We start from the raw sequence: 17,116 nt of genomic DNA on the forward strand, positions 1-17,116 counted from the left end.
CCACCGTGTGGAAAATCTTTTCTTGGGTAAAAAGATACTCTTCGGATGATCCATTAATAAGCGGAAGGGAGGGAGGAGGGTTTTTCAGTGGCCTTCCTCGTACCTCGGGGTACTCCTCCTTTGCTAAGGAGGAGAAATTTTGATACTATTCTTATGATACAAGAGCCTTCAAATCTTACAATATCTAAAGACGCCCCTTTCTCCTTTCTCCTTTCTCCTTTCTCCTTCACATCTTCCAAAATTTGAAAATCCCTATGGCCGTAGGCCACAGCAGGCCTGCAAGGCCGAGTCACAGCGGGACGAAGACTTAGCCCACGGGTAAGCAGGCCGAAGGTCTGCGCCACCCTGGGGATCATGATAATACAAGAAATCGAGTTCTGAAAGAACGATAGATAGTATGATAGGATAGCGCCTGTGAATATTCAAAAAAACAATATAAAAATCGCTTTCACCATCTTCTCGGTATTTTATAAATCCATTACATAACCTGTATAACCATGTCCCAAGAACTGGTTTGGCTCCCTATCAAGTGCATATGGTGCTATTTACACAAACAGCAGAAATCAGACATAAAACATAGTGTTACTTCACATCCAACAACTCACGGAGTATATATGTATTTCCAATCACATTTCTTTAAGTCATCCTCGGTCAACATGACCTTTTTTACATACATCTGATCTTTGTAAATCTCCTCCCAATCATGATTCCGCATGGTTGTTTCTGTAATGAAAAAAAGTGTTATCTCTTTTTCATCACATGGTAGTCGTGGGGTTTTAGGAGTTCCCCAAACACGTCCTTCCAATCCTCCTTTCAAAGAGCTTGATGTATAAGCATTTATTCGATAGTCAGGTGAAACAAAATAGGGTTCAATAAGATTTCCATGTGCATCATTCACATCCATAGACAAATAATGGAATAATTCTAATTTAGGGCTCAAAGGTATCGAATCTACATTTCCACATCTGTGGTAAACATAAATTGCTTCATCTGAATTGTTACAAATATACAATATATCTGCAATACCTTCACAAGCTGTACAAACACATAATAAGAATGATAAAATAATGTAAGTTAAATTTTTCATAAGCTATTAAATGTTAAAATACCATGTAAAAATTAACAGCCCACACACGCAATGAATTATACCAATTAATATTTTTCGCAGGCCATCTTATAGGATTATTTACCAGCAGTGAATTGGAACCGAAATAGTTATTAGACAAATAATTCGCCCATGTTTCAGTCCAAAAATTATTATGATTCCAACCTCCCACTCCATCTATAGCTGCACTCGCTAAACTCTCCGGAGCAATAATACGATAATAAGCTTTTAATCCAACTTCTCTTGCTTGAAGAATATGACCAAATTCATGCTGTAACAATTCCTTAACGCTCAAAGAATTTGGATTACTTGTATATAATCCTTTAGAAAGAATTATTCCTCTGCCAGGTAGTGTGGCTGCACTATTATCTACCATCATTGAAGATTCATAAAGATTTATTCCTTCATAATCACCAACATATTTTCCTGTAATTGTTTTGTCTCCAATAGCAGTTCCAGTAGCTCCATAAGCATCTGACAAATCAAATGTAGCATTTCCTGTCCAAAAGTCCGTGCCCTTTGTCAAAGCATCTATGCCACCGACAATTCCGCCTGTAACTCCTCCAGTTAACGCTCCGATCCCTCCTATTTTGAGGCCTTCCAACAATCCTTGTCCAAAATCAGAACCCGCAAGCCAAGAATTCCCAGAACCTGAAACAACTCCTCCTGAAAATCCTGAAGCAGCACCAGTCGCAGCCCAATTTACTACTCCTCCAATAATAGCCCCTATTATCAGGTGCATAAATTCCCCGCTCTCATCCGTATACTTCAACGGATTATTCAATGCATAACTATACCTGTTATAATTCTGCGAAAAGTCCGGCATCTGTACATAGGGATCCGGGGAGAGGAAACGACCGACAGCAGGGTCATACAACCTCGCGTTCATATTGACCAAGCCGAACCACGGAAGGTATTCATGGCCGGTATATCCACGGCCTAAGAACAGGCTTGGCTCCGTATCGGGTGCATACGGTACCAGTGTGTTCGGATTACGCATCCGACCCCAGGCATCAAAACTCAACTCTTCGGTCGTCGTCGAACCGCTATTCGACGTGATCTGGGTAATGCTACCCAGGTAATCAGAAATATTTCATTTCCCTTCAGGATGAAAGATTCTCATTTTACGTCACCAAAACAATATAGCATTTTTCATGTAAATGATTGGCTATATCTAAAGCTTTTACTATAGTTTCTTTTGCAATATTATAACTTCTCAATATATAATTTTTCTTGCTTTCATTCTCCATCTTATCACAACACCAATTCAAATAATGATATTCTATCCCCCAAAGTTGGTATGCATAGATTAACTTTCCAGACTTCTCACTTATTATATCACCTCCTAATATAGGTATTTGTTGTTTTAGTAAAATATCAATTATCTCCAAAGAATCATTCACAGACAAGGCATATTCGCTACTGCCTGGGTTAACCTCAGATAATGCCCTCCCTCTTTTTTCTATTATTTTTTGATAGTCATACATATAAATGGTCATTTACGGTTTTACGTTAAAAAAACGATGATTAATCACCCCATCAGATCCTTTAATGTATTCAAAAACACCTGTTTTCCCTCCATAATTTCCTGGCATTTTTAACCACTGATAGGTTTTACCATCTGCACCAATTTTTGTACTTATTTCTCCAAACGTTGAAGCAAATCCATCTATAGCTTCTGGAAAAGCGTGATATACATCATTGCTATTATTCATCTGATTAAGAACTTTATTTGAATATCTTGCTCCATCAAAAAATAATTCTGGACTATCCAGCTTTACTATTGATCTCCCCGTCCAGGGATCCTTTCCGGCACTTTTCGCATTATTAAACCCGGTTATACCCCCTGATATCAATCCGGCTGTACCACCATAAGCAAGACCATGGAGACCCATACCCATTGCTTTGCCATAATCTCCAGTTAGGATCAATCCTGTTGCATAACCGGAAATATATCCTCCCATCATACCACCAACAGACTGCTTTATAGCCTCTTGGAATACAGGACTGGTTATATTTGTCCCGTTTATAATAACCGGACCTAAATACTGACCGCCAAAATGAGCACCAAGACTACCGCCAAATCCGGAAACACTACCAGCAAAACTATATAAACCTACCTGTTCCCAATCTACCTGGTTAAACCCTGAAAAGTTTTTACCTGTTTGGGCTATAACATTGTTTGTACCAGCTACAGAAGCACCAGTAGCTGCGGCAGCACCAGCTGCAGCCCAAAATGAGGCACCTGCTGTTGCAACCGTCGTAGCACCTGCACCTGCGCCTACACCAAAGGCAGCCAACTTATCCCAAAAACCTTCTGCTTTATTCCAATTAGCAATAAGGTTGGCAACTCCACCTATAAGTCCTCCTATTGCGATATGTACCCACTCCCCATCTTCATCCGTATACTTCAACGGATTATTCAATGCATAACTATACCTGTTATAATTCTGCGAGAAATCCGCCATTTGAACATAGGGATCCGGGGAGAGGAAACGACCGACAGCAGGGTCATACAACCTCGCGTTCATATTGACCAAGCCGAACCACGGAAGGTATTCATGGCCGGTATAACCACGGCCTAAGAACAGGCTTGGCTCCGTATCGGGTGCATACGGTACCAGTGTGTTCGGATTACGCATCCGACCCCAGGCATCAAAACTCAACTCTTCGGTCGTCGTCGAACCGCTATCCGACGTGATCTGGGTAATGCTACCCAGGTAATCACGACAAATATAATACAAAATCCATGAACTTCCTTGATTCACATAAACAGCAGGGGCAGAATATGCATCGCCACCAATATAAAAACGCTGTTTGGTCACGCCCGAAGCCACATCCGCCTCATAGCGATCACCTAAATAATAGCGCTGCAAGATAGTTGTAGCACTTCTTTTTACCTGCATTTTCTTGCGGCTGCCCGAACCATCGTAGGTGAACGTAGCCACATGGCTGTTCTCTGTAATGCTTGCAGGACGCTCGAAAGAGGTATAAATAATCTGTTGATCTCTTGCAGCAATAGCCGTTTCAGATACCGGATCGACAGCAGATACAGCATAAGGTTTATCCGCCGTATCGTAGTAGAATTACAGAGAACTATCCACAACCAAAATTATATCATTTATATCCTGCTGTTTAATCCTGCAAGTCAAATAACTACCAACAGGAAACAGCCATTCCTCATCTAAGTCATCTGGTTTTAATCCGTTTTCAGTTCCTATAATTTTATATATATTATTCCCCATATTAAAAGCCATCACAGGTCTTAAAACCGAAGTACCTTCATTTAACAATGGCATATATACTATTATTTTTTCAACCATGATATATTAGAGTTTGTTAATATTTAAAACCATCTCCTCCAACATGCAATATTCTTCCTGTAAAATTATCTATAACAACACTTCGACCTGTAGTTGGATGGACATATCTTGTTGCTCCATTGTCCGAATGTAGAGTCAAGCTGGCTTGAACTATGCTAAGGTGCATCCTATTTTATACAAAAATTTCACATTCATTTTATATTGCCCTTACCCTACATAAAACTTGTCAATAAAATGTTCCAAAATCCATCCTTCTTCAGTGGGTTCATAGTTTTCATCAAAGCAATCCATGCCTATTCTATCTTCTGTTAGCTCTCTTATTATTTCGCTAATGTCATTAGTTAATAATATTTTAATATAAGCATCTGTTTGACAAACAAGTTGTATATGCAAAAGAATTTCTTGACGATTTTTCAAAAGATCCTCTACTAAATAGTTATATTCTTTTTTTGTTAAAATAATTTCTTTTTTCATTCCACTCTTTTTAAAATACTATTCACTCTTTGCGTACTTGTTCGATAGACTGTAATTATTTTCCCAGTTTCCGGATTAACAACAACAGTCACTTCTCTTCCTATATATTTTACACTTGCCCCATTCTCTTGAATTTTTACGTCTGTAATTTTAAGAGGGTTCTTTAGAGCATCATTTATATCTTTTTGCGCTATGTTGCGTTCATTAGTCCTTTGTGTTGCATGAATAGAAGTTTTAGCTCCAGTCCATGGATTCACCCCACTGGCATAAGAAACCCCAATTGTAGTAGCAACCCCCATCGCCGTACCAATGGCCATACTCTGACCAATTCCATCAAAAGAATTAGCAAAGGCTTCACCCAAAGGTTGATTTTTCAACAAATTGACAGTCGTACCTCCAGCCACATGTCCGGCTCCGGAAGCAAGAGGTGAAACAACAACGGAACGCAACACAGGACTGTCAATCCCATTTATTGTAAAAGAAGCTGTAGAGGCCCAATATCCAACACTGGTACTGGCCGCACCTGCAACACCACCAATCACAGCATGTCTACCAACCAGACCCCAATCCACCTTATTGAATCCTTCGAAATTTTTTCCGGTCTGAGCTACAACACTATTATTAGCACTAACCAACGCTGTCCCGGCAGCACCTGTTCCTATAACAACAGCAGCCCCGGATCCTCCTGTAGCAAGAACCCCTACAGCAGCCCCGGCACCTGTAACAAACGTAGTTGCTCCTTGCCAAAAGCCATCAACATTATCCCAGTTGGCAACCAAATTGGAAATACCTCCGATAAGAGCAGCTCCGGCCCAATAAAACCAAGCAAACTCCCCACTCGGATCCGTATAGATCAGCGGATTATTCAGACAGTAGGCATATCGATTATACCCCTGACTGTAATCCGGCATCTGCACATATGGGTCGGGACTTAGGAAGCGGGCTAAAATAGGGTCATACAAACGACCGTTCATATTGACAAGCCCAAATTCCGGCAAATGCTCATGGCCGGTATATCCACGGTGGTACTTAAACGTGTTTGTGGTTACCGACTGTCTGCCCCATGCATCATACGTTGCCTGGAAGACCGGAGTGCCGGCGCTGTTCACCAACTGCGTTACACTGCCCAGGTGGTCATTGCAAGCGTAATAGATCTGATCCTGCTTGCCTGTCTCCTTCACATAGATAGCAGCCAGGCCGTCGCCACCCTGCAGGTAATACAACTGCTGCGTTACACCGCTTTCTGTTACGCGCTCGTAACCATTAGCAAAGATAGTGAAAGCCAAAACAACGTTCGCTTAGCGCAGCGTAAAGCAATACAGAGCCAAGCTTGCTTGAGCTATGTTGAGACGCATCCTATTTTATACAAAAATAGTTGTTTTTATCAAAGAACCATTCCTTTTTAGCACTGTTTTCCAACGTGCACAGTCGGGGCGTTTTTTGTATAGTCTAGTATTTGTTGGATATTTAATTTTATTAACTCTTCTAAATACTTATCTCCATAATAATTAGGAGATTCTTTTCTCCACTCTTCATTAGGTTCATAAAAGTCCAAGAGATAAGCTATATCACTCAAAATTCCGTTAAGATTCTTGTCATTTATCGACGTATCATTCCAAACAATAGTTTGAAATTTTTTTATCGAAGCTATTCGCTTTTCTCCTGAAAACTCCAACGAGTTTTTTAACAACTCGACTAATACATCTATTATCATATATTAAAAAATTATGGAATAGGAATCATTCTTGGCTTTATAAGATTCTTGCTACTTCTCAACACAGTAGTAACTTCTCCTGTTAGAGGATTAGTTCCAACCAATAAACTTTTGCCACTAGCAAAACTATTAGGCAAAATATAATTTATAGATTTATTAAGAGGATCATAAAACTTTTGGCCTTTACGAATTGCCAACTCTGCCATATCTTGCGTTATATCTCGCTGAGCCATACGTTCTAAAGCATGCTGACTAAATTTGGCCCCCGTTTTAACTAATGGTGCTCCTCCTGTCTTCCCAACATTCACCGCCCCCTTTCCAGCTTGTGCAGCCATGCCGGAAACAGTACTTTCACCGATCTTACCACTGGTGACGGTGATTTCCAAACCACCTATACCGGCTTCCGAGGTAATGGAAGGGCCTAAAGGAGCAAAAGAACCTGTCGCTTTTACTGTTTGATGCCACAATCCATTTGCAACAGCAACCCCTTTACCCAATTGACCTATCGCGGATGCGCCAAAACCATCGATCACCTTTCCGGCAATACAACTGCTACGTTACACCGCTTTCGGTTACGCGCTCGTAACCATTAGCAAAAATAGTTGTTTTTATCAAAGAACCATTCCTTTTCAGTACTGTTTTCCAACGTTCACGGTCAGGGCCATAGGTAAAGGTAAGTTCATATCATAAAAACCTCCCCGTACAAACTCAAAAAATATGTTAAATCGCCCCCATTTTCCGAAAACCCCTAACTTACGATTTAAAACTTTTGCCTGACTTTTTGCGCAAAAACGTAGGGGTATTTTAAATTAGTCCCGCGAGTAACACTTTTTAACGTATGGATTTGTTACAAAAAAGGGCGTTTTGCTTAAAAATCGTTTTTTAACATTTGAAAAAAAGAGGGCGGGTCGCAGAAAAGAGATAGAGATAAACATAAATAGGCGAACAATTAATCCGTAAACACTTATTAGTAACCACTATTTTTTGTAATTTTGCGCCGTATTATACAAAACAAAAACAGAATGAGTGTATTAGAATTGAGTGAACAGGAAATATTCCGTCGTAATAGCATGGAACAGCTGCGTGAAATGGGTATCGAACCTTATCCCGCGGCAGAGTATAAAACCAATGCCTATTCCACCGAAATAAAACAATCTTTCCGTGATGAAGACGAAGTACGCCCCGTGCAGATAGCCGGCCGTATCATGAGCCGCCGTATCATGGGAAAGGCGTCGTTTATGGAATTACAAGATTCGGAAGGACGTATACAGGTTTATATCTCGCGCGATGATCTTTGCCCGAGTGAAGATAAAGAGCTGTATAATGTTGTGTTCAAGAAATTACTCGATATAGGCGATTATGTGGGCGTTAAAGGGTTTGTATTCCGCACACAGATGGGAGAAATATCGGTGCATGCCGAAGAATTGACCGTACTAGCCAAATCACTGCGTCCGCTTCCTATCGTAAAGATGAAAGACGGCGTGGTGTATGACGGATTCAATGACCCCGAGCTTCGCTACCGCCAGCGTTATGTCGACCTGATCGTTAACGAAGGAGTTAAAGAGGTCTTCCTGAAACGCACCAAGGTGTTTAACTCTATGCGTGAGTTCCTGAACGAGCATGGATATATTGAAGTAGACACACCGGTATTGCAAAGCATTCCGGGTGGAGCGTCTGCCCGTCCGTTCATTACTCACCATAACGCACTCGATATTCCTTTATACCTGCGTATTGCCAATGAGCTATACCTGAAGCGCCTGATTGTCGGCGGCTTTGAAGGGGTATATGAGTTCAGCCGTAACTTCCGCAACGAGGGAATGGACCGCACGCATAATCCGGAATTCACCGTGATGGAGTTCTACGCGGCCTATAAGGATTATAACTGGATGATGGATTTCACCGAGCGGATGCTCGAAAAGATATGTATGGATGTGAATGGTACGACCAAGATCATGATGGGCGACAAGGAGATCGACTACAAAGCGCCTTATCCCCGCGTGACCATGATCGACTCCATCAAGCATTTCACCGGCGTAGACATCAGCGGCATGGACGAATCGCAACTGCGTGAGGTCTGCAAACAACTGGGCGTCGAACAGGACGAGACCATGGGTAAAGGAAAAATGATCGATGAAATCTTTGGCGAGAAATGCGAAGGCAATTATATCCAGCCGACCTTTATCATCGACTATCCGGTGGAGATGTCTCCATTGACCAAGAAACACCGGAGCAATCCGGAACTGACCGAACGCTTCGAGTTGATGGTGAACGGAAAGGAATTGGCGAATGCCTATTCGGAATTGAATGACCCGATCGACCAACGCGCGCGTTTTGAAGATCAGTTGCGCCTTTCTGAAAAGGGCGACGACGAAGCGATGTTTATCGATCAGGACTTCCTGCGTGCCTTGGAATATGGTATGCCACCGACGAGTGGTATCGGTATCGGTATGGACCGCCTCACCATGTTTATGACCGGTCAGGAAAGCATCCAGGAGGTATTGCTCTTCCCGCAAATGCGTCCTGAGAAAACAGTCCGCAAAGATTCGGTGGAAAAATATGAAAAGATCGGTGTTGCAACCGACTGGGTGCCGGTGATACAAAAAGCAGGATACATCACAGTTGAATCCTTGAAAGAGCTGAATCCGGACAAATTGCGTCAGGAACTCTGCGGATTGAATAAGAAGCATAAGTTGAATCTGACCAATCCGACACAGGAAGAAGTAACTCTTTGGATATCGAACGCTGCTAACTAATACGACATCATCATGAACCTGCCCGGTAAAATTGCTATTATGGGTGGTGGTAGTTGGGCCACTGCTTTGGCTAAGATTGTTCTTTCCACACAGGATAGTATCAACTGGTATATGCGCCGCCCTGAGCTGATTGAGGAGTTCAAGGAGGTAGGACATAATCCGACCTACCTGACTTCCGTGAAGTTTGACACAAGTAAGATCACCTTTTACTCCAATATCAATCAGGCGATTCGTGATTCCGACACATTGATTTTTGCCACGCCCTCCCCTTTCCTCAAGCAACATCTGAAGAAGGTGAAGGGACCGCTGACAGACAAGTTTGTGATATCGGCCATCAAAGGGATCGTGCCCGATGACAATATGCTTATCACCGACTATTTCGCGGAATACTACGGAGTACCTCATGAACAGATTGCCATCATCGGCGGTCCCTGCCATGCGGAAGAGATTGCCTTCGAACGTTTATCGTATATCACGATAGCCTGCACAAACAAAGAGAATGCCCGGGTCTTGTCGGAGGTATTCAGCAATCATTACTTGAAAAGCTCTTTATCGGAAGATGTGACCGGCATTGAATACGCGGCGGTATTGAAGAATGTCTACTCCATCGTGTCGGGCATTTGCCACGGGATGAAGTATGGCGATAACTTCCAGGCAGTATTCCTGACCAATGCCATCAAAGAGATGCAACGGTTTGTCGATGCGGTTTATCACATTCAACGCGACATAACCGACTCGGTCTATATGGGCGACCTTTTGGTGACTGCCTATTCGCGCTTCAGCCGCAACCGTACGTTCGGCACCATGATTGGGAAGGGCTATTCGGTCAAGACCGCTCAACTGGAGATGGAGATGATAGCCGAAGGCTATTACGGCACCAAATGCATCTACGAAATCAATGAGAAATACAAGGTGGATATGCCAATACTGGATGCCCTCTATCGTATCTTATATGAAAGAAAATCGCCGACTACCGTAATCCGGCAGTTGACAAAAACATTTAATTAATAGGTATTTAAGATGAAAAAGATCAGTTTAGACATTAACAAGGTTTTTGATACCATTACAAAAGAACAGGTATATGCCCAAGAGGCAAAAGCAAACGCATCTAATGCCCTGCTTGAAAGCGGGCAGGGCGCGGGCAGTGACTTCTTAGGTTGGTTGCACCTCCCCTCTTCTATCACAGAGGCCGAATTGAAAGAGATTGAAGACACGGCTGAAGTATTGCGTTCCAAATGCGAGGTGGTTGTCACCGTAGGGATTGGTGGGAGCTATCTGGGTACCAAAGCGGTGGTGGAAGCATTGAACAACAGCTTCGACTTCCTGCAAACCGAACGCCAGAACCCGGTGCTTCTCTATGCCGGTCATAACATTGGCGAAGACTATCTGTATGAATTGACCGAATACCTGAAAGGAAAACAATTCGGTATCATCAATATTTCCAAATCGGGCACGACGACCGAACCGGCTCTTGCCTTCCGTATCCTGAAAAAACAGTTGGAAGATGCTGTTGGCAAAGAGGAGGCGAAACACCGCATCGTAGCCATTACCGACGCGAAGAAAGGCGCTTTGCGTACGCTGGCCAATCAGGAAGGCTACAAAACATTCATTATTCCCGACAATGTAGGCGGACGTTTCTCGGTATTGACTCCGGTAGGTCTGTTGCCAATCACCGTAGCAGGCATCAGCATTCGCGACTTCGTAGCAGGTGCTGTATCGATGGAGAAAGCCACCGGCACGGATGTTCCTTTCGCGGACAATATGGCAGCGGTGTACGCGGCTACGCGTAATGAACTATACAAAGGCGGAAAGAAAATAGAGATCCTCGCCAACTATCACCCGAAACTGCACTACATCGCTGAATGGTGGAAACAGCTTTACGGCGAAAGCGAAGGAAAAGACGGCAAAGGTATCTTCCCGGCATCGGTTGATCTGACCACCGACCTGCACTCTATGGGACAATGGATCCAGGACGGAGAACGCACCATCTTCGAAACGGTTATCTCTGTGGAGAACCCGGATCGTGAGGTATTGGTACCGACCGACGAAGCAGACCTGGACGGATTGAACTTCCTGGCAGGAAAACATGTGGATGAAGTGAACAAAATGGCGGAACTGGGCACACAGTTAGCCCATATCGACGGAGGAGTGCCTAACATCAAAATCACCCTGCCAGCCGTAAATGCTTACTACATCGGCCAGTTGCTCTATTTCTTCGAAAGAGGATGTGGCATCAGCGGGTATATGTTGGAGGTCAACCCATTCGACCAACCGGGGGTAGAGGCCTACAAAAAGAATATGTTCGCCCTGTTGAACAAACCGGGATACGAGAAAGAGTCGGAAGCGATCCGCACCCGCCTATAATCGTTCCTGCAAGTAATTGTAAATAACTATTTGAGCGCGTGTCTTCTTCGGATTATCATCGCGCTTAAAATTATTTTGAAGGAGATCATCGATCAAGCATGCCTTTACATTATCCTGTAACTGGATATGCAGTATGTCGATGATCTCTTTTTTTAGTTTCACGTCGAGAATAGGGAAAGCCGTCTCGATCCGGCGGTTCAGGTTGCGCCGCATCCAGTCGGCCGAAGTCAGGAACAGGTCCTCTTTTCCGTTGTTATAGAAATACCACACGCGGGCATGTTCCAGAAACATATCGACAATACGGGTGATCCGTATATTTTTGCTGTAAAGCTGCCCGGGCACCAAGCAACAGATGCCCCGCACAATCAGATCGATCTCCACCCCTGCCTCGCTGGCACGGTATAGTTCATCGATCATCTGTTTGTCGTGCAGGCCATTCATTTTTAGGACAATTCGACCTCTTCTTCCCTGCTTTACATGTTCTATTTCACGCCCAATCATCTGCTTTAAGGTAGGCACCATATTGAACTGAGCCACCAACAGATGGTTGAATGTCGGTTCTATCTGCTCGCCTTCCAAGGCAGCAAACACTTTGTTTATGTCCTCAATAATCTCTCTGTTGGCTGTCAACAGCGCCATATCGGCATAAACCTTGGCCGTTTTTTCATTGAAGTTGCCGGTGCTCAGGTAGGCAAAATCACGTCGTCGGTTGCCTCCGTCAGTTGGTTTACGCAGGATAACCGCCACCTTCGCATGCACCTTCAATCCGGGAATGCTGTAAATAATCTTGATACCCGCCTGCTTCATCCGTTCGGCTGTCGCCATATTATGCTCCTCATCGAAGCGGGCTTTCAGTTCAACAAAGACAGTTACCTCTTTGCCATTCTGCGCCGCACTGATCAGGGTGTTGATAACTGCCGAATTTTCCGCCACCCGGTACTGGGTGATCTTGATCGCCTGCACCTTCGGATCGAAGGCTGCCTCCATCAAAAAACGAATCAGGTAGTCGAACGACTGATAAGGGAAATGCAATAACACATCCTTTTTCTTCACCACCTTGAAGACAGAGCCTGCTTTGTCGAGCGAGGGAATACGCATCGGCGCGGGTGGCTGTTGTTCCAGTTTCTTCCCACACGGATTGGGCAGTTTAGCCAGATCCTGCAGGTTGAGGTAGCGCCCTCCGACCACCAGGTCATCGGAATGGATACTAAACGCTTCGCAAATAAAGGCAAGAAACTCCTCCGGCATGGCGCGGTCGTACATAAAACGGCTCAACGCCCCCACCTTCCGCTTCTTCACCTTGCGGCGGATGCTCTCCAACAGATTGGAGCCGGATACATCTTCAAGGTATATATCCGCATCCCTTGATATCTTTATGCTATAACAGCTATCGATTATATAGCCCGGGAAAACAGTATGCAGGTTGGCGCGGATCATATCGTCGCTGAACATGATATAATGTTTCCCGTCGTGTTCGGGCAATTCAATGAAACGCGGCACCTTTTCATGCGGAATCTTCATCAGTGCGTAGTGATACTCCGGCACATAGTCGGGCTGTTCCTGCTTCTTGCTCTTCTTGGTCATGCGCACCACCAGGTAAAGCCGTCGGTCGCGGATAAAGGTGCGGATATCCCCCGCCTGAATCATCACCGGGGAGAGAAACGGAAACACCTCTTCATTGAAATAATCGCGCACAAAGGCTTCATGAAAAGACTGTAGCTTCTCATCCTGATAGAGATAGATATTCTGCCGGGTCAATTCGGGCAGGATCATTTCCGAAAAGATACGGTAATACTCGCGTTGCTGGCGGTTGACCTCCCGCGTGATCTCCGCCAGGGTCTCCTCCGCCTCTTCAACACTCTCTTCGGCAAAGCTTTTCTTCATGATGATGCCTCGGTGTTCGGCTACCCGGATCTCATAAAACTCTTCCAGGTTGGAAGAATAGATCGAAAGGAAACGTATCCGTTCATAGATAGGCAGGTTTTCATCCTCCGCTTCTAACAATACCCGGTAGTTAAACGACAACCAGCTAATGTCTCTTCTAAAGTATCTGTGCATTTCATCCATGGCGTTTCAATGTCTGCGGGTAAAGATAGCCTTTTTTTCATTTCAACCACTTATCGGCAAAACGAATATACTGCTCCCAATCATAATCAGTGACGGCATGTTTTCCCGTGCGGATATGATAGCCCACCCGGTTCATCACCGGCTGGTTCACGCCGGGCATTCCCTCCGGCTCCAATCCTTCGAAGCCATACAACCGATAAACCTCACTCGCGTAAGCCGCTCCGAGGTATTCGCCCCGTGGGTCGGCAAAGCGATCATCCTCCCCGCTTGCCACATAAAGAGGGCGGGGAGCTATCAAGGCTAATAGCTCATGCTGATCGAAAGGCAGCGATTGTTCGTTGTTGGCATAGCGCCGGTAATTTTTGGAGAACCAATGAGGAAACTTCTGTGTAATAATCCCGATCGTCTCCCCATATCTACGCTTGGAAAGGGCAGCACCGCCACATCCTGTGTTGTTGGAGATCACAATGGCAAAGCGTTCGTCCTGCGCACCAGCCCAAAGAGCTGCCTTCCCGACGCGGGAATGTCCCATCAGGATCACTTTAGAGGCATCCACTTCAGGCGTCGTCTCCAGGTAGTCCATCACCCGGCTCATGCCCCACGCCCAGGCACTCATCGCCTGCGGACTATCCTCTTTCACATCGTCGGAAGAATTATAACCAAACATACGCAATACACTGGCGCGATGCCCTCCTACGCTATCGGGAAATACATCCTGGTAGTAAGCCGTCACCAGGCCATAACCGGCATCCAGTATACGGTCGACCGACCAGGCGCTCTTATCGGATCCACGCCCCTTGTCTGTCGCCGGTATCACATCCGCTTCATCCGTCACCGTTTGGTTTCCATGGAAATTAAAACCAAAGAAAACAGGCGCCTTCCCTCCTGCCCGGTTGGGTAAAAACAATAATAACTGTATAGATCGTTCGATAAAATCGCGGGTAAACACGATCTTTACCTGACGGCTGGTTGCTTTGCCGCCAAAGGCTTGCGGATTGACTGTTTGTGTTTCATACCGGACAGCGATTTCCTCCGTCGGCGTTACGCCATACATCTGATTCTGCAACAGCGCCAGTATTTCCGGACGACACGATCGTTCCCATTCCTGTGTTGTTGTGACCTTCTCTCCTTGCTCATTCATCAACAAAGGAGACAACACAAAATCGGGCACCTTCGCTTCATCATAATTCGCCTCTTGCCCATGCGACACAGCTACACTGTATAAAAGAAAAACCAGTATAAGACAGACTTGTTTCATAGATCAATTCATTTACATAGGATATGTAACAAATATAGAATAATTGACCGAAGTTACCAAATGGTAATTTTGCCACCCGGTATTCTCCGTACCTTTGCATCCTGAAAAAAACAGAAAATATTGGAGTATGCAAAGAGACAGTATTGATTTTGGAAGTATGAAGGTGGGCACCTTATTTCGCAAGCAACTGGTGCCGACCGTACTGGGGATGGTCTTCTCAGCATTGTTTATCATTACCGACGGAATATTTGTCGGAAGAGGGATCGGTAGCGATGCCCTGGCGGCGGTTAATATCGCAGCGCCCTTGTTTGTATTTGCCGCGGGCGTAGGCCTGATGTTTGGTATGGGAGGAGCGATTGTGGCTTCGATCAACCTGTCGCGCAACAAAGAAAAGGTGGCTAATATCAACGCGACACAGGCTACGCTGGTCTCCCTATTGGTAATGTTATCGGTTTCTCTTCTTGTGATCGCGTTTCCGGCACAAGCGGCGCGCCTATTGGGTGCACCAGATGATCTGATGCTGCTGGCGCGGGAATACCTGATCGCTTATGCCGCCTTTGCTGTGTTTCAAACGTTACTGTCGGTACTGACCTTCTTTGTGCGTATCGACGGACCCAATGTGGCTATGTGGTGTATGACCACCTCTACGATCATCAATATCGTGCTCGACTACCTCTTTATATTCGAATTCAAATGGGGACTGACAGGGGCTGCTGTGGCTACCGGTATCGGCGAAGTGGTCGGGGTGGCCATGATGGTGATCTTCCTATTGCGTTATTCACCGCGCATCAAACTGGGAAAACTGAAACTCAGCCGCAAAAGTCTGATGCTGACTGTCCGCAACAGCGGATACATTGTTCGGTTAGGATTCTCTGCCTTTCTCGGCGAAGCGGCCATAGCCGTGATGATGCTTGCCGGCAACTATGTATTTGTGCGCTATCTGGGCACAAACGGTGTGGCGGCATTCAGTATCGTTTGCTACTTCTTTCCTATTATCTTTATGGTATTCAATGCGGTGATCCAGTCGGCACAACCTATCATCAGCTATAACTATGGTTGCGAAGCCTACGAACGTTCGCGACAGGCGTTGAAACTGGCTATCTGGACAACGGTTGGATTGGCTCTTTTTTTCGATTTTGTCTTCACCCTGTTCCGCGAACCGATTGTTTCGCTCTTTATCAGCGACCATACCAACCTCGCCTGGCAAATTGCCGTCGATGGCATTCCTTTCTTTGCGACCGGTTACCTTTTCTTTGGCATTAATGTCGTCGCGGTCGGTTATCTGATGAGCGTAGAGAAAACAGGAAAGGCTACCTTTTACACGCTGCTGCGGGGTATTGTTTTGCCTGTCGCATGCTTTTTTGCATTACCTTTGTGGCTGGATGTAAAAGGTATCTGGCTGGCGGTTGCCGTAGCTGAAGGCATTACCACCTGCATCATATTGTCAGGCCTTTTCGTCCGTAAAGGACAACCAAGTGCAAACGTTTATAAAGTCAATACATGATATTTATCCGCTTCCTGAAGACGATCTGAACCGGTTGTTTGAAGTAGGCAAAGAGGTCTTTATACCCAAGCGAACGATTCTTATCCGCAAAGGAGAGGTGAATCGTTCGCTTTATCTGTTAAAGAGCGGTATTGTGCGAGGCTATATCCGGGAGGGGAATCGCGAATCGACCATCTGGTATGCCACTTCCGGCGAAGCGGTCTATTCTTCCTGGGGATTCACCAAAGGACTGCGTTCGCAGATCTATATTGCGACCTCTTCCGATTGCGAAGCACTGCATTTTCACAAAGAGGAGATCGAAGAGCTTGCCCTCTCCTCCCAGGCGCTCTCGATATGGGTGCGAAAACTGTTCGAGCACCTATTGCTCACTACCGATCAATGGTTGATTGAATTGATTCAGCCATTGGCTTCCAGGCGATATGAAGCATTAATCAACAAATCGCCCGAACTGCTCCAGGCCATTCCATTAAAAGAGCTGGCCAGCTTCCTGGGCATTACGCCTCAGTCACTCAGCCGCATCCGGGCCGAAAAGGGGAAAGAGAAAGAGGATTGAT

16 protein-coding genes and 1 pseudogene are annotated in these 17,116 nt (G+C 45.0%); 5 read left to right on the plus strand and 12 right to left on the minus strand.

Annotated features, from left to right (window positions below):
- Positions 1-601: 601 nt before the first annotated feature.
- From M2134_RS14890 to M2134_RS14935, 10 genes and pseudogenes are all read right to left on the minus strand, one after another.
- The gene (locus M2134_RS14890; protein ID WP_280752378.1) at positions 602-1,087 is read right to left on the minus strand and encodes a hypothetical protein; all 486 of its coding nucleotides are present in this window, start codon (positions 1,085-1,087) and stop codon (positions 602-604) included.
- Positions 1,088-1,100: 13 nt separating this feature from the next.
- A complete protein-coding gene (locus M2134_RS14895; protein WP_280752410.1) occupies positions 1,101-1,847 on the minus strand; it encodes a hypothetical protein in 747 nt (248 codons plus the stop codon).
- An 18-nt stretch (positions 1,848-1,865) separates the two neighbouring features.
- A pseudogene (locus tag M2134_RS14900) lies at positions 1,866-2,105 on the minus strand (RHS repeat-associated core domain-containing protein); the annotation flags it as partial.
- A gap of 124 nt (positions 2,106-2,229) precedes the next feature.
- Positions 2,230-2,592 carry an Imm40 family immunity protein gene (gene imm40 / locus M2134_RS14905; protein ID WP_280752379.1) on the minus strand — a complete coding sequence of 121 codons (363 nt, stop codon included), beginning with the start codon at positions 2,590-2,592 and terminating at the stop codon, positions 2,230-2,232.
- A 12-nt stretch (positions 2,593-2,604) separates the two neighbouring features.
- Positions 2,605-4,053 (minus strand): RHS repeat-associated core domain-containing protein, encoded by a 1,449-nt coding sequence (locus tag M2134_RS14910; RefSeq protein ID WP_280752380.1) that lies wholly within the window; start codon positions 4,051-4,053, stop codon positions 2,605-2,607.
- A 138-nt stretch (positions 4,054-4,191) separates the two neighbouring features.
- A complete protein-coding gene (locus M2134_RS14915; protein ID WP_280752381.1) occupies positions 4,192-4,428 on the minus strand; it encodes a hypothetical protein in 237 nt (78 codons plus the stop codon).
- A 207-nt stretch (positions 4,429-4,635) separates the two neighbouring features.
- Positions 4,636-4,902 carry a hypothetical protein gene (locus tag M2134_RS14920; protein WP_280752382.1) on the minus strand — a complete coding sequence of 89 codons (267 nt, stop codon included), beginning with the start codon at positions 4,900-4,902 and terminating at the stop codon, positions 4,636-4,638.
- Positions 4,899-6,188 (minus strand): RHS repeat-associated core domain-containing protein, encoded by a 1,290-nt coding sequence (locus M2134_RS14925; RefSeq protein ID WP_280752383.1) that lies wholly within the window; start codon positions 6,186-6,188, stop codon positions 4,899-4,901. Before M2134_RS14925 ends, M2134_RS14920 begins: the two co-directional genes overlap by 4 nt.
- 116 nt (positions 6,189-6,304) lie before the next feature.
- On the minus strand, positions 6,305-6,616 hold the full coding sequence (locus M2134_RS14930; RefSeq protein WP_280752384.1) for a hypothetical protein: 312 nt from the start codon (positions 6,614-6,616) through the stop codon (positions 6,305-6,307).
- An 11-nt stretch (positions 6,617-6,627) separates the two neighbouring features.
- On the minus strand, positions 6,628-7,149 hold the full coding sequence (locus M2134_RS14935; protein ID WP_280752385.1) for a DUF4258 domain-containing protein: 522 nt from the start codon (positions 7,147-7,149) through the stop codon (positions 6,628-6,630).
- Positions 7,150-7,638: 489 nt separating this feature from the next.
- Between M2134_RS14935 and lysS the strand changes: the two genes are divergently transcribed.
- The 3 genes from lysS to M2134_RS14950 are packed head-to-tail and all read left to right on the plus strand — an operon-like array spanning position 7,639 to position 11,733.
- Positions 7,639-9,369 (plus strand): lysine--tRNA ligase, encoded by a 1,731-nt coding sequence (gene lysS, locus M2134_RS14940; RefSeq protein WP_280752386.1) that lies wholly within the window; start codon positions 7,639-7,641, stop codon positions 9,367-9,369.
- Between the two features lie 12 nt (positions 9,370-9,381).
- On the plus strand, positions 9,382-10,377 hold the full coding sequence (locus M2134_RS14945; RefSeq protein WP_280752387.1) for an NAD(P)H-dependent glycerol-3-phosphate dehydrogenase: 996 nt from the start codon (positions 9,382-9,384) through the stop codon (positions 10,375-10,377).
- A 12-nt stretch (positions 10,378-10,389) separates the two neighbouring features.
- Positions 10,390-11,733 (plus strand): glucose-6-phosphate isomerase, encoded by a 1,344-nt coding sequence (locus M2134_RS14950; RefSeq protein WP_280752388.1) that lies wholly within the window; start codon positions 10,390-10,392, stop codon positions 11,731-11,733.
- On the opposite strand, the gene M2134_RS14955 is transcribed toward M2134_RS14950, so the two are convergent.
- The gene (locus M2134_RS14955) at positions 11,728-13,800 is read right to left on the minus strand and encodes an RNA degradosome polyphosphate kinase (RefSeq protein WP_280752389.1); all 2,073 of its coding nucleotides are present in this window, start codon (positions 13,798-13,800) and stop codon (positions 11,728-11,730) included. The two genes, M2134_RS14950 and M2134_RS14955, sit on opposite strands and share 6 nt — an antisense overlap.
- Positions 13,801-13,837: 37 nt before the next feature.
- Positions 13,838-15,058 (minus strand): acetylxylan esterase, encoded by a 1,221-nt coding sequence (locus M2134_RS14960; protein WP_280752390.1) that lies wholly within the window; start codon positions 15,056-15,058, stop codon positions 13,838-13,840.
- 127 nt (positions 15,059-15,185) lie between these two features.
- Here M2134_RS14960 and M2134_RS14965 point away from each other — a divergent pair, with 127 nt between their 5' ends.
- Together M2134_RS14965 and M2134_RS14970 are read left to right on the plus strand one after the other, a co-directional pair.
- Positions 15,186-16,562 (plus strand): MATE family efflux transporter, encoded by a 1,377-nt coding sequence (locus M2134_RS14965; RefSeq protein ID WP_280752391.1) that lies wholly within the window; start codon positions 15,186-15,188, stop codon positions 16,560-16,562.
- Positions 16,534-17,115, plus strand: a complete 582-nt coding sequence (locus M2134_RS14970) for a Crp/Fnr family transcriptional regulator (RefSeq protein ID WP_280752392.1) — start codon at positions 16,534-16,536, stop codon at positions 17,113-17,115. The genes M2134_RS14965 and M2134_RS14970 overlap by 29 nt, the downstream gene beginning before the upstream one ends.
- Position 17,116: the final 1 nt, after the last annotated feature.

Origin of the sequence: Parabacteroides sp. PM6-13 (assembly GCF_029892605.1) — a bacterium.
GTDB lineage: Bacteria > Bacteroidota > Bacteroidia > Bacteroidales > Tannerellaceae > QVMG01.